We start from the raw sequence: 25,164 nt of genomic DNA on the forward strand, positions 1-25,164 counted from the left end.
CCACCGGCCTCTCGCCGACGTGGCTGATGTGCTGCCGCGGGCGCTGGATTCATCCCTTCTCCAGCGCCAGGCTCTGGGCGCGAGGCAATAGCTCACGTAGTGCTCGGCGGTAGACCTCCCTCTTGAACGGTACCACCTGCCCCAGCGGATACCAGTAACTGACCCAACGCCAGCCATCGAACTCGGGCTTGGGGGTGCCATCCACACAGATGCGGCTTTCCTGGCAGCGGATCCGCAGCAGGAACCACTTCTGTTTCTGTCCTATGCACACTGGGCGCGAATGTGTGCGAACCATGCGTCGCGGCAGGCGGTAGCGTAGCCACCCCCTGGTGCAGGCCAGTACCTCCACATCCTCGGCGGTCAGGCCGATTTCTTCGTGGAGCTCTCTGAACAAAGCCTGCTGGGGCGTCTCATCTGACTTGATGCCTCCCTGGGGAAATTGCCACGCGTTCTGCCCTACCCGACGCGCCCATAGCAGCTGCCCCTGGTCGTTGACGATGATGATGCCAACGTTGGGGCGAAAGCCGTCTGCGTCGATCACGGGCTTCACCTTTCCAATCGGTATTGACTGCATTCTTCCACAATGGCTCGAAGCGCATCAATACGACATCTCGAACCCCTGCCGAGGTTCTGACATAATCGCCCCCTTTGTGGCCTTCCCGGGCCAGGGGCCCATGGGCATGACGTACGCCTGTTGCTGGCCACTCCGACACAGATCGCCGGGCCGGGAGGTCGCCTCACCCAAGCGCCGGGAGACACACCTTGAGTCTGGCCATCTTCGATTTGGACAATACCCTGCTGTCGATCGACAGCGACCATGCCTGGGGCGAATTCCTGCTCGAGCAGGGCGCCGTGGACGCGGTGGCCTATCGCGAGGCCAATGACCGTTTCAAGGCCGACTACGACGCCGGTCGTCTCGACATGATGGCCTTCCTGGAGGTGGCCCTGAAGCCACTGGCGGACAATTCCATGGAACAGCTCGCCGCCTGGCATCAGCAGTTCATGGCCAGCAAGATCGAGCCCGCCATCCTGCCCCAGGCCGAGGAACTGATCGCCCGCCACCGCGCACGGGGCGACACCCTTCTGATCATCACCGCTACCAATCGCTTCATCACTGGCCCCATCGCCGAACGCCTGGGCATCGATGACCTGATCGCCGTGGAACCGGAGCTCGTCGATGGCCGCTACACCGGCCGGGTCAGCGGCGTGCCGAGCTTTCAGCAGGGCAAGGTGACCCGCCTGGAACAGTGGCTTTCTGAGCGCGACGACACCCTCGACGGCGCCTGGTTCTACAGCGACTCCCACAACGACCTGCCGCTGCTCGAGCAGGTCGATCATCCGGTCGCGGTGGACCCGGACCCGGCCCTGCGCGAAGTCGCCGAGGCCAAGGGCTGGAAGATCATCTCCCTGCGCGGTTGAGCCAAGCGCGGTTGAGACAAGCCCCTCGCACGACACCGACGCCATCCACAAAAGAACCCCGCCACATTGTGGCGGGGTTCTTCGTTGGCACGATGACCGCTGGTCGACGTGCAGGCGATGCTCTGCAAGGCCCTGTCGGGCCTTGCGAGACCGATATCAGCCCAGCAGGTGCTCGACCGCAGCGCGCTCTTCGCGCAGCTCGTCTTCGGTCGCCTTCATCTTGGTGCGGCTGAACTCGTCGACCTCGAGGCCCTGGACGATCTCGTACTTGCCGTCCTTGCACACCACCGGGTAGGAATACATGATGCCCGGCTCGACGCCGTAGCTGCCGTCGGCAGGAATGCCCATGCTGACGATGCCGTCGCTGCCCAGCGCCCAATCACGCATGTGATCGATGGCGGCGGATGCGGCGGAGGCAGCGGAGGATGCACCACGCGCCTTGATGATGGCGGCGCCACGCTGCTGCACGGTCGGGATGAAGTCGTTTTCGTACCAGTCGCGCTCGACCAGGTCGAAGGCCGGCTTGCCGTCCACCTTGCAGTGGGACAGATCCGGGTACTGGGTCGCGCTGTGGTTACCCCAGACGATCATGCTGTCGACGTCGGTGACGTGCTTGCCGGCCTTCTGCGCCAGCTGGGTCTTGGCCCGGTTGTGGTCCAGACGCATCATCGCGGTGAACTGGCCGGCGTCGAGGTCCGGCGCGTTGCAGGAGGCGATCAGGGCGTTGGTGTTGGCCGGGTTGCCCACCACCAGCACGCGAATGTCACGGCTGGCGTTGTCGTTGATGGCCTTGCCCTGGGCGGAGAAGATGGCGGCGTTGGCCTCGAGCAGGTCCTTGCGCTCCATGCCCGGACCGCGCGGACGAGCACCCACCAGCAGGGCGAAGTCGGCGTCCTTGAAGGCCACGTTGGCATCGTCGGTGGCGACGATGTCCTGAACCAGCGGGAAGGCGCAGTCGTTGAGCTCCATCACCACGCCATTCAGCGCTTCCATGGCCGGAGTGATCTCGAGCAGCTGCAGGATGACCGGCTGGTCCGGGCCCAGCATATCGCCGGCGGCGATACGGAAGGCGAGAGAGTAGCTGATCTGACCGGCGGCACCGGTGATGGCAATACGTACGGGGTCTTTCATCATGGCTCCTTGGGATTGTCGCCGTGAAGGGGCCCGGGCGGCATCATGCAGACGTCGGCCGACACCTTGGCTGCCTCGGGCGGCGTTCAGGACGCGGAAAATCTTATGCTTGCAGTGCACAAAACTCAATTGGCCCGACGCAATTGACCTGGCCTCGCACCGCCGACCTGGGCTGTCGCCAGACACGTCCGCCTGGACGACCTGACGTGGCGGCCCTCAAGAGCCAGATCCAGAAGTGTCGGATCCTCTGAGTATCGGGAGCGGGCGAAATCGGCGGCCTGGTGCGAACGACGCCACCAAAGCCTTCGGTGTTATCGAAAGCGATCAAGGCGCCGCGTTGGACTTGCGCGCTCACTCACCCTCTCACTCACTGTCCGCCCTCACGGTCCGCCCTCACTACCCTCCTTCACCGCCGGCACCCCCTGTCAGGAGATGCCTTCGGCGGGGGCGTGCTCGTCGTGGAGCCGTGCAATCAGCTGATCTTCCAGGCCGAAGCGCTCCGACAGGCCCTTCTTCAGACGCTCGAGCCAGGCCGGCAAACGCGGCAGAAAGCGTTGGCAGCGCACCGGAGTAGAGTAGTCCTCGTCAAAGGACAGCACCAGTTCGGTGGACATCTCGAGGCGTTCCAGCAGACGATCGGCGATATTCAGTGCCGACGTGTCATCGAAGGCACGCGCCTCTTCCCTCAGTTGCGGATAGACCTCGAAATGGCCGGCGCTGATGTAGTCCATCAGCGTCTCGCTGAAGGTGTCGATGCGTTCCTTGGTGATGGTTTCCAGATCCGCATCGCATGACTGTTCGAGCTCATTCAAGACAACGAGCAAACCCTCGCGCTGCTCGAGCCAGCGGTCGATCAGTCGATGGACGCCTCCCCAGCGTTCGCGAGCGGTCTTGCAATCTTCCAACATGGCGGCCTCCCTAGCACTGCCTCACCCCGAATCCAGGCGGATGAACAGACTCCCTCGTGCCGCCGCCCCTGTCAACGAATGCATGCCAAGTACCTGATTGGCCGTCATCACCGACAGCAAAACGGCGCAGAGAACGCCTCTACCGCCAAGCTTCAGCCGTTCCAGCGATAGCCGCTGGTCGTGGCCCGCAGCGTCGTGAGCATGCCCACCGGCACCGCCAGCAGTACCACAAAGCCGATCATCGTCCAGCCTGGCAGCGACAGCCCGAGCAGGGTAGCGCCGACCTCGGCGCACTCGCCGGAGCCGGACAACACCGAGGCGATGACCTTCTGCAGCGGCAGCACATCGATCATGTAGTCAAGACCGGGGCCACAGCTCGGCACCTGATCCGCCGGCAGCGACTGCAGCCACAGATGACGCCCGGCGACAGCGATCCCGGAGAACACCGCCAGGGCCGCCAGACCGCTGTAGGCCACTGTGGCGAATGCACCACGAGGTCCATGCAGCGCGGCCACGGCAAACACCAGCCCCGCCGCGATCACCGCCACCCGCTGAAACACACAAAGCGGACAGGGCTCGAGCCCGACCAGGTGTTCAAGCCCCAGGGCCACGGCCATCATTGCCACGCAAAAGCCCAGTCCCGCCAGGCTCCACTGCCGCAGGCTCCACTCGCTCATTTCAGGCTCTCTCCGCTATGGGTCGGTTGATCCGTGGGTGCCAACGCCCGGGTCTCCCGGGCTCGGCTGAAATAGTCGCTCAGGAATTGAGCAAAATCGCTGGTGTCGGATGCCTCGATCTCCCGCTGCTGCTGATGAGAGGTCTCGACCAGGTCTTCCAGCATGGACGCACGACACCGATTGAGCGGCTCGTCAGCCAGCGCAGCGGCCTGCTCACGGGCGATGGCGACCATGGCCTCGACAAACTCCTCACCGTTGTCCTCGAGGCGCGCCAGCACGCGAGCAGAAGGCGTCAGCGACGGATCATCGATGCGCGGCGCGATCGCGTCCACCGCCTGCTGGTGGGGACTGCCATCCTCGAGCTGGTCGAGCAGCGCGGCGACCTCGCGCATCTCGGCGACGATGGCACGACTCCAGTCGACCAGACCGCGGCGGTTGCCTCGGTCATTGAGCTCGAGCCCGGGCTCGCGACCGCGCTCCACCACCAGGCGCCGATTGTCGTCCAGGTGGTCACACTCCTCGTCGGAGATCCAGGGACTGTCGGACAGCAGGCACCACACCAGGAAGGTGTCGAGAAAGCGGGTCTGGGCGGCATCGATCCCCAGGGTAGCGAAGGGATCGATATCCAGACAGCGGACCTCGATGTACTCGACACCACGGGCCTCGAGGGCCTGGCTCGGTGTCTCGTCGTGACGGGTGACCCGCTTGGGACGAATATCGCTGTAGTACTCGTTCTCGATCTGCAGGATGTTGGCGTTGAGCTGACGCCAGCTATCGCCATCACGCACACCCAACGCCTCGTAGTCCGGCCAGCCGGTGGCGATGGCATGGCGCAGGGTGTTGACGTAATTCGACAACGAATTGAAGCAGATCTTGAGCTGATCCTGCACCTTGTTCTGGTAGCCCAGATCGGACATCCGCAAGCTGGTCGCATAGCGAGATACCAGGGTGCGCTCGCCGAGACGTTCCAGACCCTCGGGAATCTCGCCGTCATCCAGAAAGCTGTCATCGATGGCCGGAGAGGCACCGAACAGATACAGCAGTAGCCAGCTATGACGCCGGAAGTTGCGGATCAGTCCGAAGTAGCGCGACGAGCGGTACTCGCCCATGGACACCTGCTCCTGCTCGTCCAGGGTCTGCAGCAGCGTCCACAGGTCGTCTGGCAGCGACACGTTGTAGTGGATGCCGGCGATCGACTGCATGATCCGCCCGTAGCGAGCGTCCAGGCCGCGACGATAGACATGCTTCATGGTGCCGACGTTGGAGCTCCCGTAGTCGGCAATGGGCACGCTGTCGTTGCCATTGAGCCGGGAAGGCATGCTGGCCGGCCAGATCCACTCTCCGTCCAGATGGCGATAGGTGTAGCGATGGAGATCGGCCAGAAATTCCAGCGCCTCGTCGGGACGGCTGTAGACCGGCGTGATGTACTCCAGCAGCGCCTCGGAGTAGTCCGTGGTGATATGGGGGTGGGTCAGTTTGGAGCCCAGCGCCCGGGGATGGAAGGTCGCCGCGATCACGCCGCGGTCGTCGACCCGAAGCCCCTCCTTTTCAATGCCGCGGCGCAGGCGGCCGAAGCGTCGTGCGGCCGCCGGGCCGCGCAGGCGTTCGAGGAGCGAAGAAAGCTGAGTGGACAAGGTGAACACCCCGTGTCGTGGAAGGGCCCGGGGGCCTGCTTCGAATGGCGGCGACGGCAACGGGCGCTCAGGCGCCCGTTGTTTCAGTCGACAGATACGGTCGACAGCGAAGGTCGACAGTCGAGATCGCTGGATAAGGTCGACAGATTATGGCGTTCCATTGGCAGGTTTCAAGAACGACCCTGCTTCGCCTTGAGCAGAGCAGCACCCAGAGCGCCCATGGGAGCGGCCTCGTCGCGCCCTCCCTTGCCTGCCTGACCGCGACCCTGCTGGCTCCGAGGGCCCTTGCCCTTGCCACCGCCTTCGCGACGTCTGGGGGCCTGGCGAGCGTCACCTCCGTCGGCGCTGTCGGGAGTATCGTCCATGCGCATGGACAGCCCGATACGCGAGCGCTGCAGATCCACGTTCATCACCTTGACCTTGACGATGTCGCCCGCCTTGACCACGGTGCGTGGATCCTCGACGAAGCGGTCCGACAGCGCTGAAATGTGCACAAGACCGTCCTGATGCACACCGATATCGACGAAGGCACCGAAGTGGGTGACATTGGTCACGGTACCTTCCAGCACCATGCCCGGCTCGAGGTCCTTGAGCGTCTCGACGCCCTCGCGGAACTGCGCTGCACGGAACTCGGGACGAGGGTCGCGGCCAGGCTTGTCGAGCTCGGCGATGATATCGCTGACGGTGGGCACCCCGAAGCGCTCGTCGGCAAACTCGCTGGGCTTGAGCGCCTTCAGCGTGGCGCTGTCGCCGATCAGCCCGGACAGCTCGCGCCCGCTGCGCTCGGCGATGCGCTCGACCAGCGGATAGGCCTCCGGGTGCACGGCGCTGGCGTCCAGCGGATTGGCGCCGTTCATGATGCGCAGGAAGCCGGCGCACTGCTCGAACGTCTTGGGCCCCAGCCGGGACACCTCGAGCAGATCACGGCGATCACGGAAGGCGCCCTTGGCGTTGCGCTGGGTGACGATGTTCTCGGCCAGCCCCGGATTGAGCCCCGCCACCCGCGAAAGCAGCGCCGAGGAGGCGGTATTGAGGTCGACCCCCACCGCGTTGACGCAGTCCTCGATGACCACCTCGAGGCTGCGTGACAGCTGGACCTGGGAGACATCGTGCTGGTACTGGCCGACGCCGATGGACTTGGGTTCGATCTTGACCAGCTCGGCCAGGGGGTCCTGCAGGCGGCGCGCGATCGACACCGCGCCACGAATGGTCACGTCGAGATCAGGCAGCTCACGGGAGGCATATTCTGAGGCAGAGTACACCGAGGCCCCCGCCTCCGAGACCATGACCTTCGACAACCGGGGATCCTTCATCGCCTTGAGCAGATCCCCGGCCAGCCGATCGGTCTCCCGGCTGGCGGTGCCGTTGCCCACGGCGATCAGCTCGACGCCGTGTTTCTTGACCAGTTTCGCCAGTTCGGCAAGCGACGCATCCCACTGATTGCGCGGGGCGTGGGGAAAGATGGTGGCCTGCTCGAGGAACTGCCCGGTGGCATCGACCACCGCCACCTTGCAGCCGGTGCGCAGGCCGGGATCGATGGCCAGCGTGGCCTTGGGGCCGGCCGGCGCCGCCAGCAGCAGATCCTTGAGGTTGGCGGCGAAGACGTCGATGGCCTCGCCTTCTGCCCGCTCACGCAGACGCCCCATCAGCTCGGTCTCGAGATGGGTGTAGAGCTTGACCCGCCATGTCCAGCGCACCACCTCGGCCAGCCAGCGGTCGGCCTTGCGCCCCTCGTCGCGAATCTCGAAGTGACGCGCGATGGCGACCTGGGCTGGGTGCACCGGCGCCTCGTCTTCGCCAGGCAGGCGCAACGCCAGCGCCAGCACACCCTCGTTGCGGCCACGGAACATCGCCAGGGCGCGGTGAGAAGGCACCTTGGCAAGCCGTTCGTCGTGTTCGAAGTAGTCGGAGAACTTGGCACCTTCCTGCTCCTTGCCGGCGATCACGCGGCTGGACAGCTCGCCCTCGCTCCACAGTCTCTCGCGCAGGCGCCCGACCAGCTCGGGGTCCTCGGCGAAGCGCTCCATCAGGATCTGCTTGGCACCATCGAGCGCCGCCTTGGCGTCTTCGATCGCCGGCGTCTCGCCTTCGGCAGGCCGCAGGTAGCCCGCGGCTTCGGTGTCGGGGTCGAGGGTCGGATCGGCCAGCAGCGCGTCGGCCAGCGGCTCGAGACCCGCTTCCCGGGCGATCTGTGCCTTGGTCCGGCGCTTCTTGCGATAGGGCAGGTAGAGGTCTTCCAGGCGCTGCTTGGTATCGGCGGCCCGGATGCTGGCGGCCAGCGAGTCGCTGAGCTTGCCCTGCTCGTCGATGGCCGCAAGCACTGTGGTGCGGCGCTCTTCCAGTTCACGCAGATAGCCCAGGCGCTCTTCCAGGTTGCGCAGCTGGGTATCGTCGAGTCCTCCGGTCACTTCCTTGCGATAGCGCGCAATGAACGGCACCGTCGCGCCGCCATCCAGCAGCTCGACGGTCGCGGAGATCTGAGGGGCATTGACCGCCAGTTCTTCGGCCAGGCGGGCAATGATCTTGGCTGTAGCGTCCATGAAATCCTTGGCAATACGACGTCTGTGATCCGGCCAAGGTATCACAAAGCGCCCTTTTGCGCCGCCGCCACCCGCTGCCCGGCGTCATCCCCCGGGCAGCTTTTCGTTCAGGCCGGGACGAACTTGAGCGCGACCCCGTTGTTGCACCAGCGCAGACCGGTGGGATCGGGCCCATCCTCGAACACGTGCCCCTGATGACCACCACAGCGAGCGCAGTGGTACTCGGTACGCGGCCACAGGATCTTGTAGTCCACACTGGTCAGCAGGTGGCCCTCCACGTGCTCGTAGAAGCTCGGCCAGCCGGTGCCGGAGTCGTACTTCATGGCGCTGGTGAACAACAACAGATCACAACCTGCACAGCGAAATTCACCTTCACGCTTCTCGCCGTCGAGCGGACTGGAGCCTGCCGGCTCGGTCCCTGCCTCGCGCAGCACATCGTACTGGGCCGGGCTCAGGCGCTCACGCCACTCGCTCTCGCTCAATTCCAGCGGCTCGATATCGGGACTTGGCGAAAGCTCCAGCTCCGGGCGGGCATTGGCCACCGCCGGCACCATGCTGGCGAGGCCGCCGAGCCCGAGCAGTGCGAGGAAGTTGCGTCGTTTCATTGTAGAGTCTCCTGCGTCAAGGATTGTGCTGGGTCGGTCTGCCCCTCCCCTTCCTTACACTCGATCGTCGCTGTCCGTCCGGACCTTCGCCAACTATCGGCGGCAAGGCGCTGGAACAAGCGCAAAAAAAGAGGAGAAGGCCATCGCCTTCTCCTCTTCTCGACCCCTGCCTCGCGGCAAGGTTCAGTCGTTTACTGCCTTGGCAACCCGCAGGTTAAACCAGGCCCGGAGCCGCCTAGACCAGGCTCGGGCCTGCCTTGACGATGGCGTCGCTGACGCCGTCGAACTTCTTGAAGTTCTCTACAAACTTGCCTGCCAGTTCGCTGCGCTTGCGATCGTAGGCCGCCTGGTCTTCCCAGGTCTGACGCGGGTCCAGCAGGCTGGAGTCGACGCCGGGCACGGACACCGGCACCGACAGGTTCAGGCCGTCGATGTGGCGGGTTTCCACGTCACGCAGCACGCCGGTCTGGATCGCGTGGATGATGGCGCGGGTGGTCGGGATGGAGAAGCGTGAGCCGCCCTCGCCGTAAGCACCGCCGGTCCAGCCGGTGTTGACCAGGTAGACCTGGGCGTCCTTCTCGGCCACGCGCTTGATCAGCAGATCCGCGTACTCGCGAGCCGGGCGCGGGAAGAACGGCGCACCGAAGCAGGTGGAGAAGGTCGCTTCCAGACCGCTGGAAGAGCCCATCTCGGTGGAGCCCACCTTGGCGGTGTAGCCGGACAGGAAGTGATAGGCGGCGGCTTCCTTGGACAGCACCGACACCGGCGGCAGCACGCCACTCATGTCACAGGTCAGAAAGACGATGGCGTTGGGCTCGCCGGCGCGGTTCTCGGCCACACGCTTGTCGACGTGCTCGAGCGGATAGGCGGCGCGGGAATTCTGGGTCAGGCTGTCGTCGGCGTAGTTCGGCTCACGACGATCGTTGAGCACCACGTTCTCGAGCACGGTACCGAACTTGATGGCGTTCCAGATGACCGGCTCGTTCTTTTCCGACAGGTCGATGCACTTGGCGTAGCAGCCACCCTCGAAGTTGAACACGGTACCGACGCCCCAGCCGTGCTCGTCGTCGCCGATCAGGTAGCGACCCGGGTCCGCTGACAGGGTGGTCTTGCCGGTGCCGGACAGGCCGAAGAACAGGGTGGTCTCGCCGTCTTCGCCGACGTTGGCGCTGCAGTGCATGGGCAGCACGTCGGCCTCGGGCAGCAGGAAGTTCTGCACCGAGAACATGGCCTTCTTCATCTCGCCGGCGTAACGCATGCCGGCGATCAGCACCCGGCGCTTGGCGAAGTTGATGATCACGCAGCCATCGGAGTTGGTGCCGTCACGGCTCGGCTCACACACGAAGTGCGGGGCATTCTGGATTTCCCACTCGTCCTTGCGTGACGCATTGTAGGCCTCGGGACGCACGAACATGGTGCGGCCAAAGAGGTTGTGCCAGGCGGTCTCGGTGGTCACACGAACCGGCAGGTAGTGGGTCGGATCGCTTCCCACGTGAAGCTCGCTGACATAGCTGTCCTTCTCGCCCAGGTAGCCTTCCACTCGCTCCCACAATGCATCGAAACGCTCGGCGTCGAAGGGACGGTTGACGCTGCCCCAGTCGATCTGTGCGCTGGTGGACGGTTCGTCGACGATGAACCGGTCCTTGGGGGAGCGCCCGGTACGTTCACCCGTCTTGACCACGAGGGCGCCGTGGGAGGCCAGTCGGCCCTCGCCCTGGGCCACCGCACGCTCGATGAGCTCGGCAGTGCTGAGGTTGACGTGAACGGTAGAAGACTGCGTGGTGGTGGTCATAGGATTCCTGGGCCTTCGGCTTCTCTCTCGTGGACTGGCGCCATCCGACAGGGCGAACGGCGCAAGGGATCCGGCGAGTCGACTACGCGGTTCGACCGTCTTCTTCGACTGACGACGCGTCCGGGATCGGCGGGGATTATGGCAAAAAACCCCGAGACAGGAAATGCCCATTTTTCAAGACGTTATTGTAGTTTAATTACAACATTTCGGCCTTTTTGGTGCATTTCCTGTCATTCCACTACAAACCTGCAACCGCCACCGCAGTCCCGATAACCTCGAGCCTGCCATTCATGCCAGCGAAACGGCTCGGGCCTGGACGCTGCAACCGCTCAATGCACCGTTGGGCTGCCGTCGCTGGGGTCCTCGATCAAGGCTTCGACATCGGCCGCGGTGAAGGCGTAGCGGGTGTTGCAGAAGTGACACTGGGTCTCGATCGTACCTTGCTCCGCGACGATCTGACGCAATTCCTCGTGCCCCAGCGACATCAGTCCCCCGGCGATGCGCGAACGAGAACAAGTACAACCAAAACGCAACGCCTTGGATTCGAAGGTACGCAATGGCTCCTCATGGAACAGCCGCACCAGCAAAGTTGCCGCATCCAGTTCCAGCAATTCCTGTTCGCTGAGGGTGGCAGCCAAGTGATAGGCGCGATCCCAGGCGTCGTCATCCTGATTGAGCGACTCGTCGGGCAGTCGCTGCAGCAGCAGGCCACCGGCGCTGACACCGTCCGCCGCCAGCCACAGCCGCGTGGGCAGCTGCTCGGACTGGGTGAAGTAGGCTTCCAGGCAGCCGGCCAGGCGATCGTGCTCGATGCCGACGATACCCTGATAGCGCCGCCCTTCCTTGGGGTCGAGGGTGATCACGATCTGGCCTTCTCCCACCAGCTCGCGAAAGCCGGCCTCATCGCCGGGCAGTGCCGCATCTTCGGCGAGGCGGGCGATGGCGCGAAGCTCACCGCCAGGATTGGACTCCGCCATCATCAGGGAGACGTCACCACTGCCGCGCACCTCGAGGGTCATGGTGCCGTCAAGCTTCACGGTGTCGGTCAACAGAGCCACCGCCGCCAGCAGTTCACCGAGCTGACGATTGACGGCGGCCGGATACTCGTGACGCTTGAGCACCTCGTCGTAGGCCTCGGACAGGCGGGTGACTTCGCCGCGGACGTTGGTGTCATCGATAATGAATCGCTGTATCTGATCAGCCATGAAAAACGATCTCTGCTGGGCGCGCCCCGGCGGGCGCGCGTCTGACGAAAAGAAGGGTGTTCGACGAGGGCGCTGGGATGAGCGCGACGCGCGCCGTCAGGAGCCGCCCTCGCGCTGGAAGCGCTTGATATCGCGGCGCGCCCGCTTGTCGGGGCGCTTGAGCGGATGCTTGAAGACCTCGTTGGCCTGGCGGCGCTGATCGGCCTCGCGCTCGCGACGTTCGCGACTCTGCTCGGTCTCCTGGTACAGCCGCCGCGCCTCCGGCGCCCCACGACGCTGCTCGCTGACCTCGAGCACCTCGACCTCCCACACATCCCAGCCCTGAGGCGCACGTATCAACATGCCGGGGCTCACCGACTTGCTGGTCTTGGCCCTGGCCCCGTCGACCTCGACCTTGCCACCCTCGATGGCCTTCTTGGCCAGGGCGCGGGTCTTGAAGAATCGTGCCGCCCACAGCCACTTGTCGAGTCTGACGCTATCCACGGGGGGCCTCCGGAGTCTGCGGCGCCGAGGGCATGATATCGGCGAAACGGTCCAGCGCGATAAAGTCCTTGAGCGACTTCTCCGGCCGCCGGCTGTCCGGCTGGCGGATCCCCAGCAGATGGCGAATACCGTACTCGCGGGCGCTTTCGAGCACCGCCGCGTTGTCGTCGATGAACAGGGTCCGCTCGCGGTCGAAGGGCTCGATCTCGTTGAGCGCATGCCAGAACGCCTGTTCTTCCTTGGGCTCACCGATATCGGCAGACGACACGATGGCGTCAAGGTAGTCGTCGAGGCCCGTCAGCGGCAGCTTCAGCGCCAGACTCTCGCGATCGGCGTTGGTCGCCAGCACCACTCGCGGATGGGCGCTCTTGAGCCAGCCCAGAAAGTCCAGAGCATCGCCGCGCAGGCCGATCAGATGCTGGACCTCGCGCTTGAGCGCGACGATATCCACGTCGAGCTCGCGGCTCCAGTAGGCCAGGCTGTACCAGTTGAGAGTGCCCTGCTCCCGGATGATCCGCGCGCGCACCACTTCCTGGGTGGCCTCATCCAGCTTGTGCAGTTCTACGTAGCGGCGAGGCAGATGCTCCAGCCAGAAATGACTGTCGAAGTGCAAGTCCAGCAAGGTGCCGTCCATGTCCAGCAGCACGGTATCGATGGTGTCCCAATCGAGCATTACCTCATCTCCCGCCATCACCAGCTCAATGCTTGTTCCACTGCGCCGGCGAACGTCCGCCGACACCTGAGTAACGTGTTAGTGTACCTCAAAGGCATTCGGGCTCGCAGCCCGGGCGCTTGCGCCTGGTCTCGGCCCGGTGCGGACGGCGGATGTCCCGCGACGCCGCCAACCCCGCCTGCCCCCTGTTCATTACGCTAGTCATTGCGCTATTCGTTGCGTTATTCATTACGCGATCCACCAGCCCATCCCACCGCCCAGGAGCTCCCATGGACGACAGTTCCCCGGAAAAACCCCGCATCCTCTCACGCAAGACCGTCGCCGAGAGCCGTCTGTTCCGGGTCGAGGAACTCGAACTGCGCTTTTCCAACGGCGCCGAGCGTCACTTCGAACGGCTGCTTGGCAACGGCAAGGGCATCGGCGCGGTCATGATCGTCGCCATGCCCGACCCCGACCATGTGCTGCTCATCCGAGAGTACGCCGCCGGTTTCGAGGACTATGTACTGACCCTGCCCAAGGGCGTCGTGGACCCCGGCGAGGACATCGTCACCGCCGCCAACCGCGAGCTGATGGAAGAGTGTGGTGTGGGCGCCCGGCGTATCGAACCGCTGGTCGAGCTTTCCCTGTCGCCCAACTATATGCGCCAGCGTATGCAGGTCATGCTGGCGAGCGACCTCTACCCCAAGCGCCTGGAGGGCGATGAGCCGGAGCCGCTGGTGGTGGAGACCCATGCGCTGGACAGCATAACCGCGCTGCTCGCCCGGGAGGACTTCCACGAGGCCCGCGCCATCGCTGCGCTGTACATCGCCCGGGACAAGCTCAAGGGCGAGCAGGCCGATACCTCACTTTGGTAAGACCCACCCTACCAATACGACCAGGGGGCCCTGACGGCCCCCTGGTCAACGTGCCTTGGTCGAATTTGCCTTGGCCAAGCTTCCTTGGCCAAGGCCCTCTTGTCGTGCCTGGCTGATTCGCCTCAGCGACGGGCGTGCAGCCGGCGGAGGTTGCTGTTGCCTTCCTTCAGGCGCACCCAGCGCCCCTGGCGGTAGCTGTCGAGCCCCGCTTCCAGCAAGGTCATCACGTCCACCGCCTGCTCGCCGGACACCGGCGGCGGGTCGCCATGCAGCAGGGTCTGAGCGACGGCAGTGTAAAAGGCGGGATAATTGCCCGGTTCCGACAGCCACTCTTCGGTGACCAGGTCCGGCTCCTCGGCGCTGCCCCGGTTGAGGGTCAGTTGTCCCGGCGCATCGTCGACGCCCCAGTCTTCACTCGGCATCAGTCCCTGCTTGAGCCAGCCTTCCTGGGGGTCGAGCCCGTAGATCGAATAGCTGCCCTCGGTGCCGTGCACCACGAAGCGCGGGCTGGGCTCGGCTACCAGCGAACTGGCCTGCAGGGTCACCCTGAGGCGGTCGTACTCGAGCAGCGCCAGAAAGTCGTCATCCACCTCGGCGCCGTCTCTGGCGGAGGCCAGTTCCAGCAGAATTGCCCGAGGCATGCCGAACAGCTCTATGGCCTGATCGAGCAGATGCGGGCCGAGGTCGTACCAGATGCCGCCACCGGGCTTGTGCTGCTCTCGCCAGCGGTTGTTCACCGCCGGTCGATAGCGATCGAATCGCGAGGTGAAGGATGTCACTCGCCCCAGCCGGCCCTGCTCCAGAAGCTTGCGCACCGTCAGGAAGTCGCAGTCCCACCGACGATTGTGAAAGACGCTGAGCAGCAGTTCCGAGCGGTCCGCCTGGGCGCGGAGCTGACGCGCCTCCGAGGCCGACACCGTGATCGGCTTGTCCACCACCACGTGCTTGCCTGCCGCAAGGGCCGCCTTGGCCATGGCATAGTGCTGCTCGTTGGGCGTGGCAATCACGATCAGGTCAACGTGGCGCACCTCGAGCAGCTCGTTGAGCTTGGCGTGCACCGTCACGTCCGGAAGGTCACGCAAGACCTTGTCGGCGTCGGAGCTGACCACCGAGGTCAGCTCGAGCCCTGGCGCGGCCTGGATCAAGGGGGCATGGAAGGTCTTGGCAGCCATGCCGTAACCCACCAGGCCCACATTGAGAGTCTGTGTTTTCATAGCGGTCCCCGTGCCTGCATCTCGCCCATCTTGTCGAGGGCTTCTTTGATCTGTCGATCCCCTGTCACGTCAGAATGACCAAATCCCCGGAAATTATCGAGTTCCGGCGTACACGCAAGCTGATTCAGTGAGCTGATCGGTCGCTCTTTTTGCCCATGGTGTCGCCTGAGCGCCGGACGCCATCAACGATGAAGGCCGGCGTATGCCGGCCTTCATCGAGCTACTCTGTGCTAAAAAGCGCAGACACTAGTCGTCAAGCTTTTCCAGATCGCGCACCGCGCCCATGTCTGCCGAGGTGGCTAGCAGAGCATAGGCCTTCAGCGCAGGAGTCACCTTGCGCAGACGCTGAATGCTCGGCTTCCAGGCATCCTTGCCGCGCTCCTGCTGGCGCTGGCGGCGCTCGGCAAGCTCGGCGTCGTCCAGCAAGACATTGATGGTCCGAGCGGGGATGTCGATGCGGATACGGTCGCCGCTTTCCACCAGAGCGATGGCGCCGCCGGCGGCGGCCTCCGGCGAGACGTGGCCGATCGACAGCCCTGAGGTGCCGCCGGAAAAGCGTCCGTCGGTGAGCAGGGCGCAGCCCTTGCCCAGTCCCTTGGACTTGAGATAGGACGTCGGGTAGAGCATCTCCTGCATGCCCGGGCCGCCCTTGGGGCCTTCGTAGCGGATCACCACCACGTCGCCTTCCTTCACCTTGTCGCCAAGGATATGTTCCACCGCCTGATCCTGAGACTCGACCACGTGGGCCGGCCCTTCGAACACCAGGATGCTGTCGTCGACGCCGGCGGTCTTCACCACACAGCCGTTCTCGGCGATGTTGCCCTTCAACACGGCGAGCCCGCCCTCCTTGGAGAAGGCGTGTTCGTAGTCGCGGATACAACCGGTGGCGCGGTCACCGTCCAGGCTCGGCCAGCGGGCGCTCTGGGAAAACGCCGTCTGGGTCGGGATACCACCGGGGCCGGCCTTGAAGAAGTTGACCACCTCCTCCGACGGATTGCGCATGATGTCCCACTCGTCGAGGGCCAGCTTGAGGCTGTCGCCGTAGACCGTGGGCACCGAGGTATCCAGCACCCCGGCGCGATCCAGCTCGCCGAGGATCGCCATGATGCCGCCGGCCCGGTGCACGTCCTCGATGTGATACTTCTGGGTATTGGGCGCCACCTTGCACAGCTGTGGGACTTCGCGGCTCAGCCGGTCGATGTCCATCATGTTGAAGTCGACGCCTGCCTCCTGGGCGGCGGCCAGCAGGTGCAGGATAGTGTTGGTGGAGCCGCCCATGGCGATGTCCAGGGTCATGGCGTTCTTGAACGCCGCCTTGGAACCGATGGCACGGGGCAGCAGGTGCGCTTCGTCACCTTCGTAGTAGCGCCTGGCCAGCTCGACGATGCGCTCGCCCGCCGTCTCGAACAGGCGGCGGCGATCGGCGTGGGTGGCCAGCACCGTGCCGTTACCCGGCAGCGCCAGACCCAGCGCCTCGGTCAGGCAGTTCATGGAGTTGGCGGTGAACATGCCGGAGCAGCTGCCACAGGTGGGGCAGGCGCTGCGCTCGACCTCGTTCAGGGTTTCCTCGTCCACCGAATCGTCGGCGGCCATGACCATGGCGTCCACCAGGTCCAGGCCGTGATCCAGCAGCTTGGTCTTGCCGGCTTCCATGGGGCCGCCGGAGACAAAGATCACCGGCACGTTGAGGCGCATGGCGGCCATCAACATTCCAGGCGTGATCTTGTCGCAATTGGAGATGCACACCAGGGCGTCGGCGCAGTGGGCGTTGACCATGTACTCGACGCTGTCGGCGATCAGATCGCGACTCGGCAGCGAATAGAGCATACCGTCGTGGCCCATGGCGATACCGTCGTCCACGGCGATGGTGTTGAATTCCTTGGCCACACCGCCGGCCTTTTCGATCTCACGGGCGACCAGCTGGCCCATGTCCTTCAGGTGAACGTGGCCCGGCACGAACTGGGTGAAGGAGTTCGCCACCGCGATGATCGGCTTCTGGAAGTCGCCATCCTTCATGCCGGTGGCGCGCCACAGGGCGCGAGCGCCGGCCATGTTGCGACCGGCGGTGGTGGTACGGGAGCGATACTCAGGCATGGAATCCTCGTCATTTTTCGTCCACCCGTGATGCAGAAGGCAACCGGGCGGTGTCGCGTGTCCAGACTGTCGATTCTGTCACGCACAGACGGCACTGACTAGCCTTGCACAGGCCATCACGCCACGGGCCCGAGAACCGCGTCATGCGGCCTCGGGCCCGATCCGGAACGGCTTGCCGGCTTACTGTCGGCGAAATGCACCGTCATATTGCCGCTAGCCGAACACCACCTTGGCGACATCCTTGTACCGATTGGCGAAATGCACGGTCATGCCGTCCTTGAGGTACTCCGGCAGTTCATCATAGTCGCGCCGATTGGCCTCGGGCAGGATCACCTCGAAGATATCGCTGCGGCGCGCGGCGATGACCTTCTCGCGAATGCCCCCTACCGGCAGCACCTGTCCGGTCAGCGTCAGCTCGCCTGTCATCGCCAGGTTGCGCTCGATGGACTGATGACGCGCCAGTGACAACAGCGCCGTGGTCATGGTCACACCCGCCGAGGGGCCATCCTTGGGGGTGGCGCCTTCCGGCACGTGCAGGTGAACAAAGGAGGCATCGAAGAAGCCGGCATCGGCGCCGTACTCGGTCAGGTGCCCCTGAACATAGCTGTAGGCGATGTTAGCCGACTCCTTCATCACGTCGCCCAATTGGCCGGTGAGCTTGAAGCCGCGATCCAGCCCGTGCACCTTGCCGGCCTCGATGGACAGGGTGGCACCGCCCATGGAGGTCCAGGCCAGGCCGGTGACCACGCCCTGCCCTTTCATCACCTTTTCCTTGCGGAACAGCGGGGCGCCGAGGAACTCCTCGAGGTTCTTGAGCGAGACCTTGACCGTCGCCTGGTCGTTCTCCAGAAGCTTGACGGCAGCCTTGCGCACGATCCGGTGCAGCTGTTTCTCCAGTTGCCTGACACCGGCCTCCCTGGCGTAGCCCTCGACCACCTGGCGCAGGGCTGCGGCGGTCAGATTGATACGCTTTTTGGGGATATTGTCGCGCTTGAGCAGCTTGGGCCAGAGGTGGTTCCTGGCGATCGCCTGCTTCTCTTCGGCGATATAGCCCGACAGACGAATCTGCTCCATACGGTCGAGCAATGCCGGCGGGATGGAATCCAGGGTATTGGCGGTGCACACGAACAGCACCTTGGACAGGTCCAGGCGAACGTCGAGGTAGTGGTCGAGGAAGTCGACGTTCTGCTCCGGGTCCAGCACCTCGAGCAAGGCCGAGGCCGGATCGCCCTGGAAGGACTGGCCCATCTTGTCGATCTCGTCGAGCATGATCACCGGGTTCTCGACCTCGACCTCCTTGAGCGCCTGGACCAGCTTGCCGGGCATGGCGCCGACGTAGGTGCGCCGGTGGCCCTTGATCTCGGCCTCGTCGCGCATGCCACCCACCGAGAAGCGATAGAACTCGCGGCCGAGCGCCTCGGCGATGGAGCGACCGATGGAGGTCTTGCCGACACCTGGTGGTCCCACCAGCAGCACGATGGAGCCCCCCACGTCACCCTTGAAGGTGCCCTCGGCGAGGAACTCGACGATCCGCTCCTTGACGTCGGTGAGTCCGTCATGGTCGCGGTCGAGTACCTGTCTGGCGTGGGCCAGGTCCAGCTGGTCCTGGCTGCGCTGGCCCCAGGGCATGGCCGTCAGCCAGTCCAGATAGTTGCGGGTGGTGCCATATTCGGGCGAACCGGTCTCGAGCACCGACAGCTTGGCCAGCTCGTCGTCGATGCGTTCCTGCACCCGCTCGGGCACCTCGCGGCCCTCGAGGCGCGCGCGGAAGGTGTCGACGTCGTTTTCACGGTCGTCCTTGGAGATGCCCAGCTCACGCTGGATCACCTTGAGCTGCTCGCGCAGGAAGAATTCGCGCTGACGCTCCTGCATCTGGGCGTTGACCTGCTCGCTGATCTCGCTCTGCAGCTGCGCCACCTCGATCTCCTTGCGCAGCAGCGGCAGCACCTTCTGCATCCGCGGCACCACCGGCAGCGTGGCGAGCACGTCCTGCAGCTCCTGCCCCTGGGCGGAGGTGATGGCGGCGGCGAAGTCGGTCAACGGGCCCGGCTCGTGGGGACTGAAGCGATTGAGGTAGTGCTTGAGTTCCTCGCCGTACAGCGGATTGATCGGCAACAGTTCCTTGATGCCGTTGATCAGCGCCATGGCGTAGGCGCGGGTCTCGTCTTCCTCCGCGTCCACCGGCTCACGAGGGTAGGACACCTCGACCAGAAACGGCGGGGTGCGCGACAGCCAGCGCTCGATCTTGAAGCGTCGCACGCCCTGGGCGATGAACTGGATCTGGTTGTCCTCGCCCTGCAGCTTGTGGGCCTTGACCGCGGTGCCGATGGTCGGAAAGTCCTCGTGGGACAGCTCCTCGACACCGGCCTCTCCGACGAAGGCGAGACCGACGGTGTCATGGGGCGTATTGGCGACCCGCTCGATGGTCTCGGACCAGCGTTCGCGGTTGATCACCAGCGGCTGCACCTGGGCGGGAAAGAAGGGACGATTGTGAATCGGCAACAGGTAAAGCCGTTCCGGCAGCGAGGCGCTGGCAGGAATCACCGCATGGCCCTGGACCTGCTCGCCATCGGCCAGGCCGTCCGCGGTTCCGTCTTCGGCGTCGCCACTCATGGGAATCCAGTCCAGATCGTCGGACCGGGGATCGCGATCATCGCTCATGGTGTCCTCATCCTGAAGTAGGGGGCGTCTTGCCCGTCTGGGTATCAGCAATGCGGGCGACCACGACCAAGTTCAAGGCGTGACAGGAGGATAGCAGCAGAGTGACGCCATCGGGGACGCTGTCGGGCCCAGCCGGGAGGGACTCAGGGGACAGGAATCTGGTGGCTCTTCTGACGGTGTGAGCGGAGTCCGCTCAACCACCCAGCAGCGGTGGTAGCGGACGTCCGTTGACCCGCAGTCGCCCCTTGACCACGTCGATGCCCAGCATCGAGGTATCCAGCGGCAACCCCAGCCACAGCGCGACCACGGCCGGCGGATCACGCCATTCGAAGTCTCCGTCCAGGCGCTGGCGAAAGCGCTCGCGCATCTCGGGGCGATCCAGCGACAGCAGGCTCAGCGACGCAAGGTCTCGGGGGTCCAGCACCAGCACGCCCTCGCCCTTTAGACTCAGTCCCAGCATGGGGCTGTCGAGATCCACGTCCTTCAGATCCAGTCGCGGAGAGTCCTTGAGCAACTGGGCCAGGGCGCGATCCATCGCCGAGTAGGCCTCGGCGTCCTCGAGCGAGACGGTGCCTAGCGCGGTCTTGTGACGCGCCAGGGCCACCACCGAACGCAGCGCCTCGGCGTTGATGCGAGACAGCTCCAGACTGACCTCGCCGTCCACCAGCATGTCATTGCCGGAGCGCACCTCACCGATGGTCAAGGTGCTCTGCAGCCTCAGCTCGCTGTCATCCAGCAGGGTGCGGGCCTCGAGCACCAGTTCGGTGCCATCCAGGTTGACCTGAGGGTGACGCAGACTGACGGCGTCCAGGGTCAGCTTGTCCTGCTGGGTGAAGTGCAGGGCCCCGGGGGTATAGGCGTAACGGCTTTCGTGATGGAGCGGGCCGATTTCCAGCACCGCGTCTCCATCGCGCAACTCGATCGCCTCCAGCAGCACCTGGGTGCGCCAGTCGCCATAGACTCCGTCAAAGGCGATACGTCCACCGGAGAATTGCAGCGAGCGAGGCGCTTCACCGGACGGAGACTGACTGATGAGAAATGGTGCCAGCCGCAACTCCCCCTGCAGGGTGCCCCCCAGGGTGCGGTAGTGAGCTTCCCAGCGGGGCGGGCTTGCCGGCATGGCATCACCGAACAGGCGCCGGTCGGCGTCGCCGACGTGTACGTCGAGCCGGCCAAAGACGCTGGTATCGAGTACGCCGTGGCGTGCCTCATAGGGAATCGCAAGATGCCAGGCGTGACCGATCAGGGGAGCCACATGCAACACGCCGGAGGAACGCAGCCAGCCCTGCTCCACGTCGTCGCGCGAGATTCGCAGGTCACCGCGCGCCTCGAGATCGGCAAGCGCCCTCTCCAGTTCGCGCTCGAACAGCAGACTGGCGAGATATTGGGCCACCGCCCAGGCCAGCGCCAGCACCACCACCACCGGTACGATCCATCGTTCCTTGCGCATTCCTTGCCCTCTCTGCCGAGAGGAGCCTCCCTGCCCCCGTCGGCGTGACGATACGCTGTTCAGTGTAGCCAGAACCACAGGTGCATGGTGCACCAGGAGTAAACGCCGGCCATGACATCATCGACCATGATGCCGAAGCCGCCGGCGACGCGACGATCGGCCCAGCGAATGGGCCAGGGCTTGATCACGTCGAATACACGAAAGACAACGAAGCCCCACAGCGCCGCTTCCCAGGAAAAGGGCACCGCCGCCATGGTCAGCCAGTAGCCGACAAACTCGTCCCAGACGATACCGGAGTGGTCGTGCACGCCGAGGTCCCGGGACGTCTTGTCGCACAGCCAGACACCCCAGACGAAGGTGATGGCGATCATCACCAGGTACCAGCCCAGGGTCAGCTCGGACAACAGCCAGTAGAAGGGAATAGCCGCCAGGGTCCCGAAGGTCCCCGGGGCAAAGGGCGCCGCCCCGCTGCCCAGCCCGAAGGCAAGAAAATGGGTCGGTCGACGCCACACGCTAGCCGGTGCTTTGTTCACGATGTCCCTCCGTGGAAATGTTGCCACCCCGGCAGCGAAGAGGCATTCACCCCTTGTATCCCCGGCGACGCGGTGACCTGGCCGATGGCAACGAAGGCGAGCCCCAGTTCCGCCAGTGCCAGGCGGGCCCGATCGAACGCCGCCGACGGCAGCGCCACGACCAGCTCGTAGTCGTCGCCGCCGGTCAGGGCGGCCTCTCGGGCCGCCTCGGTGCCGAGGGCCTCTACGAGCCCTTCGGCCAGAGGCAGCGCTTCGGCGTCAAGACGCGCCCCGACACCGCTGGCTTTCAGCAGGTGACCAAGGTCGGCAAGCAAGCCGTCGGAGACGTCGATGGCCGCGCTGGCCAGTCCCCGCAGCGCCAGACCTGCCTGCCAGCGCGCCTGGGGCAACAGGTAGCGGGCAAGCAGCGGTGACTCAAGATCTCGCTGACCCTCGTACCAGGCCGCCAGTCCCCCGGCGCCGCCACCCAGCGCACCGGTGACCGCCAGCACGTCGCCGGCGCGGGCACCGTCGCGACGCAGCGCCTCGCCCGTGGGTACCTCACCCATCACGGTGACGCTGACGGCGCGCTGGCCCCGGGTGACGTCGCCCCCGACCAGGGTCATGTCCGCCTCGTCGCACACAGCATGGAAGCCCTGGGCGAACTTTGCCACCCACTGCTCTTCCACCTCGGGCAACGTCAGCGCCATCAGACACCAGCGCGGCTGCGCGCCCATGGCGGCCAGATCACTCAGGCTCACCGCCAGGGCGCGATGCCCCAGCGCCTGCGGCGGTGCGTCTTCGGGAAAATGCTGCCCTTCCACCGACGTGTCAACGCTGACCACCAGTTCGTGCCCTGGCGCAGGGCGCATCAGGCAGGCGTCATCACCCACCCCGAGCGAGACGCCGGAGGCCTTGCCGGGCTCGCCCGTCGTGGGCGCCAGCCAGCGCTCGATGAGTTCGAATTCTCCGTACATCAGGCGCGACCTTCAGCGGCGACGGGCACTGACCTCGGCGCTTCTGAGCTTGATGGCCAGCTTGTCGAGAATGCTGTTGATGTACTTGTGGCCATCGGTGGCGCCAAAGGACTTGGCCAGCTCGACCCCTTCGTTGATCACCGCCCGATAAGGGACCTCCAGACGCTTGGACAGCTCGTAGGCCCCAAGGCGCAGGATCGCCAGCTCGATCGGATCGATGTCCTCGAGGCGGCGGTCCAGCAGCGGCGAGATGGAGGCGTCGAGCTCCTTGCGGTAGCGTGCAACGTTATGCAGTAGCTCATGGAACAGCGCCAGATCGGCGATTTCCATGACCTTGAGCCAGTTCTCGTGCACCTCCAGGTCGTCATCGGGCACCTGGCTGCGAAATTCGGCCTCGACCGCGGTGATGGACTTGTCGGTCATCTGCCACTGATAAAGTCCCTGCACCGCCAGCTCGCGAGCCGCACGGCGAGACTGCTGGGCCTTGCTGGGCGCACGCTGTTCGCGGCTCATGCGGGGGTCTCCTCGGCATCGTCACCAAAATGACGCAGCAGCGACACCATCTCCATGGCGGCCATGGCGGCTTCGACGCCCTTGTTACCGGCCTTGGTGCCGGCCCGCTCGATGGCCTGCTCGATGGAGTTGACCGTCAGCACACCGTTGGCCACCGGGGTGTCGAACTCCAGCTGCAGCCGCGACAGCGCGGAATTGCACTCGCCGGCCACGTGCTCGAAGTGCGGGGTACCGCCGCGAATGACCGCGCCGAGCGCGACCACGGCGTCGGGACGCGCCACCGCCAGCACACGCTTGACCGCCAGCGGCAGTTCCCAGGCGCCCGGGACGTGGACGATGTCGATCATCTCCATGTCCACCCCGTGGCGCACCAGGCTGTCCACCGCGCCCTCGACCAGGCTATCTACCACATGGTGATTGAAGCGGCCCACGACGATCACGTAGCGGCCCTGAACGTCGACGAAGCTGCCTTCGACTTGGGAAATAGGTTGCATCTTGAATCTTCCTGAATGTACCGGCCTGGGGCCGGTAGTCGGGGTGACCCTGTCAAAGGGCCTGTCCCCTGGTAAAAACCGAAACACCGGACGCCAGCATTACTGCCTCGCCCGGCGTGAATCAACCGCTGATATCGCCTGGCGAGACGATGTCCACCACCTCGAGATCGAAACCCGACAGCGCGGAGAACTTCCACGGTGAGCTCAGCAGACGCATCCTGCCGACACCGAGCTCGCGCAGGATCTGGGAGCCGGTGCCGATGGTCAGGTAGTTGCCGGCGCCGTCGGACTCGCTGCCGCGAGCGGTGCGGCGGCGCTCCAGGAACACCTGCAGCATATCGTTGAGGTCCTGATGCGGACGCATGTCATCGAGCAGCACGAAGACACCCTGCTCGGCCCGCGCCACCTCTTCCAGCGCCTGGTGGGCGCGCCAGGAGGCGTCCTCGCCCTTGACCAGGCACATCAGGTCACGCATCTCGTTGGCCAGATGCACCCGCACCGTGGTCACGCTGTCCGGACTCGGCGAGCCCTTCACCAGCGCCAGGTGGTGCACCTTGTGGGTGCGGTCGAGAAAGACGTGGGCGGTCAGCTCACCGTAGGCGGTGGTCACCGGCAGTCGCTCGACCTCTTCTACCGTCTGCTCGTTGTGGATCCGGTAGTGGATCAGGTCGGCGATGGTACCCATCTTGATCCCGTGGGTCTCGGCGAAGCGCTCGAGCTCAGGACGTCGGGCCATGCTGCCATCGTCGTTCATGATCTCGCAGATCACACCGCTGGGATCACAACCGGCCAGGGCGGCCAGATCGCAGGCCGCCTCGGTGTGGCCGGCGCGCCTGAGCACGCCGCCGGGCTCGGCCATCAGCGGAAAGATGTGGCCGGGCTGGACGATGTCTTCTGCCTTGGCATTGCGCGCGCAGGCGGCCTGCACCGTGCGCGCGCGGTCAGCAGCGGAGATGCCGGTGCTGACCCCTTCGGCGGCCTCGATGGACAGGGTGAACTTGGTACCGAAACCGGAGCCATTGTCCTGCACCATCAGCGGCAGCTTGAGCTGTTCGCAGCGCTCCCGGGTCATCGGCATGCAGATCAGACCACGGGCGTGAACCGCCATGAAGTTGATGTGCCAGGCCTCGACCTTCTCGGCGGCCATGATGATGTCACCTTCGTTTTCCCGATCCTCGTCGTCCATCAGGATCACCATACGGCCCTGGCGGATATCCTCGACGAGTTCGGCAATAGGGGCCAGGCCCCCGCTGGAAGACTGCGACATGTATGCTCCCTGGATCTAAAATGGCCACTCGCGACGGCGGCCAGAAACCGCGTCAGGGTAC

At 64.9% G+C, this 25,164-nt stretch carries 22 protein-coding genes; 2 read left to right on the top strand and 20 right to left on the bottom strand.

Annotated features, from left to right (window positions below):
- Positions 1–49 precede the first annotated feature (49 nt).
- Positions 50–541 (bottom strand): RNA pyrophosphohydrolase, encoded by a 492-nt coding sequence (locus NFH97_RS03940; RefSeq protein WP_045994143.1) that lies wholly within the window; start codon positions 539–541, stop codon positions 50–52.
- Between the two features lie 221 nt (positions 542–762).
- Here NFH97_RS03940 and NFH97_RS03945 point away from each other — a divergent pair, with 221 nt between their 5' ends.
- Positions 763–1,419: a histidinol-phosphatase gene (locus NFH97_RS03945; RefSeq protein WP_045994142.1), complete on the top strand. Its 657-nt coding sequence runs from the start codon at positions 763–765 to the stop codon at positions 1,417–1,419.
- Between the two features lie 156 nt (positions 1,420–1,575).
- Here NFH97_RS03945 and NFH97_RS03950 read toward each other — a convergent pair whose 3' ends face one another.
- The 10 genes from NFH97_RS03950 to yrfG form a co-directional block, all read right to left on the bottom strand.
- Positions 1,576–2,550 carry a malate dehydrogenase gene (locus NFH97_RS03950; protein WP_045994141.1) on the bottom strand — a complete coding sequence of 325 codons (975 nt, stop codon included), beginning with the start codon at positions 2,548–2,550 and terminating at the stop codon, positions 1,576–1,578.
- Positions 2,551–2,975: 425 nt separating this feature from the next.
- Entirely contained in the window at positions 2,976–3,458 is a 483-nt protein-coding gene (gene rsd, locus NFH97_RS03955; protein ID WP_045994140.1) for a sigma D regulator, read from the bottom strand.
- 152 nt (positions 3,459–3,610) lie between these two features.
- Positions 3,611–4,135: a disulfide bond formation protein B gene (locus tag NFH97_RS03960; protein WP_124802660.1), complete on the bottom strand. Its 525-nt coding sequence runs from the start codon at positions 4,133–4,135 to the stop codon at positions 3,611–3,613.
- Positions 4,132–5,778, bottom strand: a complete 1,647-nt coding sequence (gshA, locus tag NFH97_RS03965; protein WP_375037771.1) for a glutamate--cysteine ligase — start codon at positions 5,776–5,778, stop codon at positions 4,132–4,134. Before gshA ends, NFH97_RS03960 begins: the two co-directional genes overlap by 4 nt.
- Before the next feature lie 161 nt (positions 5,779–5,939).
- Complete coding sequence (locus NFH97_RS03970; protein ID WP_349624470.1) at positions 5,940–8,309, bottom strand: Tex family protein; 2,370 nt, start codon at positions 8,307–8,309, stop codon at positions 5,940–5,942.
- Between the two features lie 107 nt (positions 8,310–8,416).
- A complete protein-coding gene (gene msrB / locus NFH97_RS03975; RefSeq protein WP_045994136.1) occupies positions 8,417–8,914 on the bottom strand; it encodes a peptide-methionine (R)-S-oxide reductase MsrB in 498 nt (165 codons plus the stop codon).
- Positions 8,915–9,149: 235 nt separating this feature from the next.
- Positions 9,150–10,706 carry a phosphoenolpyruvate carboxykinase gene (locus tag NFH97_RS03980; RefSeq protein ID WP_045994135.1) on the bottom strand — a complete coding sequence of 519 codons (1,557 nt, stop codon included), beginning with the start codon at positions 10,704–10,706 and terminating at the stop codon, positions 9,150–9,152.
- 329 nt (positions 10,707–11,035) lie between these two features.
- The gene (gene hslO, locus NFH97_RS03985; protein ID WP_108131400.1) at positions 11,036–11,911 is read right to left on the bottom strand and encodes an Hsp33 family molecular chaperone HslO; all 876 of its coding nucleotides are present in this window, start codon (positions 11,909–11,911) and stop codon (positions 11,036–11,038) included.
- A gap of 96 nt (positions 11,912–12,007) precedes the next feature.
- Positions 12,008–12,394, bottom strand: coding sequence for an RNA-binding S4 domain-containing protein (locus tag NFH97_RS03990; RefSeq protein WP_108131399.1), 387 nt, complete (start codon positions 12,392–12,394; stop codon positions 12,008–12,010).
- On the bottom strand, positions 12,387–13,067 hold the full coding sequence (gene yrfG / locus NFH97_RS03995) for a GMP/IMP nucleotidase (protein WP_108131398.1): 681 nt from the start codon (positions 13,065–13,067) through the stop codon (positions 12,387–12,389). The genes NFH97_RS03990 and yrfG overlap by 8 nt, the downstream gene beginning before the upstream one ends.
- A 269-nt stretch (positions 13,068–13,336) precedes the next feature.
- On the opposite strand from yrfG, the gene nudE reads away from it, so the two are divergent.
- Entirely contained in the window at positions 13,337–13,921 is a 585-nt protein-coding gene (gene nudE / locus NFH97_RS04000; RefSeq protein ID WP_045993076.1) for an ADP compounds hydrolase NudE, read from the top strand.
- Positions 13,922–14,043: 122 nt separating this feature from the next.
- On the opposite strand, the gene NFH97_RS04005 is transcribed toward nudE, so the two are convergent.
- From NFH97_RS04005 to ribBA, 9 genes are all read right to left on the bottom strand, one after another.
- On the bottom strand, positions 14,044–15,135 hold the full coding sequence (locus NFH97_RS04005) for an oxidoreductase (RefSeq protein WP_045993077.1): 1,092 nt from the start codon (positions 15,133–15,135) through the stop codon (positions 14,044–14,046).
- A 246-nt stretch (positions 15,136–15,381) separates the two neighbouring features.
- On the bottom strand, positions 15,382–17,229 hold the full coding sequence (ilvD, locus tag NFH97_RS04010; RefSeq protein WP_349624471.1) for a dihydroxy-acid dehydratase: 1,848 nt from the start codon (positions 17,227–17,229) through the stop codon (positions 15,382–15,384).
- A gap of 213 nt (positions 17,230–17,442) precedes the next feature.
- Positions 17,443–19,890 (bottom strand): endopeptidase La, encoded by a 2,448-nt coding sequence (gene lon, locus NFH97_RS04015; protein WP_108448155.1) that lies wholly within the window; start codon positions 19,888–19,890, stop codon positions 17,443–17,445.
- 193 nt (positions 19,891–20,083) lie between these two features.
- Entirely contained in the window at positions 20,084–21,340 is a 1,257-nt protein-coding gene (locus tag NFH97_RS04020; RefSeq protein WP_349624472.1) for a DUF945 family protein, read from the bottom strand.
- 59 nt (positions 21,341–21,399) lie between these two features.
- Positions 21,400–21,873: a phosphatidylglycerophosphatase A family protein gene (locus tag NFH97_RS04025; RefSeq protein ID WP_045993081.1), complete on the bottom strand. Its 474-nt coding sequence runs from the start codon at positions 21,871–21,873 to the stop codon at positions 21,400–21,402.
- A complete protein-coding gene (gene thiL / locus NFH97_RS04030) occupies positions 21,870–22,829 on the bottom strand; it encodes a thiamine-phosphate kinase (protein ID WP_045993082.1) in 960 nt (319 codons plus the stop codon). The genes NFH97_RS04025 and thiL overlap by 4 nt, the downstream gene beginning before the upstream one ends.
- A 12-nt stretch (positions 22,830–22,841) precedes the next feature.
- A complete protein-coding gene (nusB, locus tag NFH97_RS04035; RefSeq protein ID WP_045993083.1) occupies positions 22,842–23,342 on the bottom strand; it encodes a transcription antitermination factor NusB in 501 nt (166 codons plus the stop codon).
- Entirely contained in the window at positions 23,339–23,836 is a 498-nt protein-coding gene (gene ribH, locus NFH97_RS04040; protein WP_045993084.1) for a 6,7-dimethyl-8-ribityllumazine synthase, read from the bottom strand. Before ribH ends, nusB begins: the two co-directional genes overlap by 4 nt.
- Positions 23,837–23,957: 121 nt before the next feature.
- Positions 23,958–25,103 (bottom strand): bifunctional 3,4-dihydroxy-2-butanone-4-phosphate synthase/GTP cyclohydrolase II, encoded by a 1,146-nt coding sequence (gene ribBA / locus NFH97_RS04045; protein ID WP_349624473.1) that lies wholly within the window; start codon positions 25,101–25,103, stop codon positions 23,958–23,960.
- Between the last annotated feature and the right edge of the window lie 61 nt (positions 25,104–25,164).

Source organism: Halomonas sp. SCS19, assembly GCF_040147015.1.
Taxonomy (GTDB): Bacteria; Pseudomonadota; Gammaproteobacteria; order Pseudomonadales; family Halomonadaceae; genus Halomonas; species Halomonas litopenaei.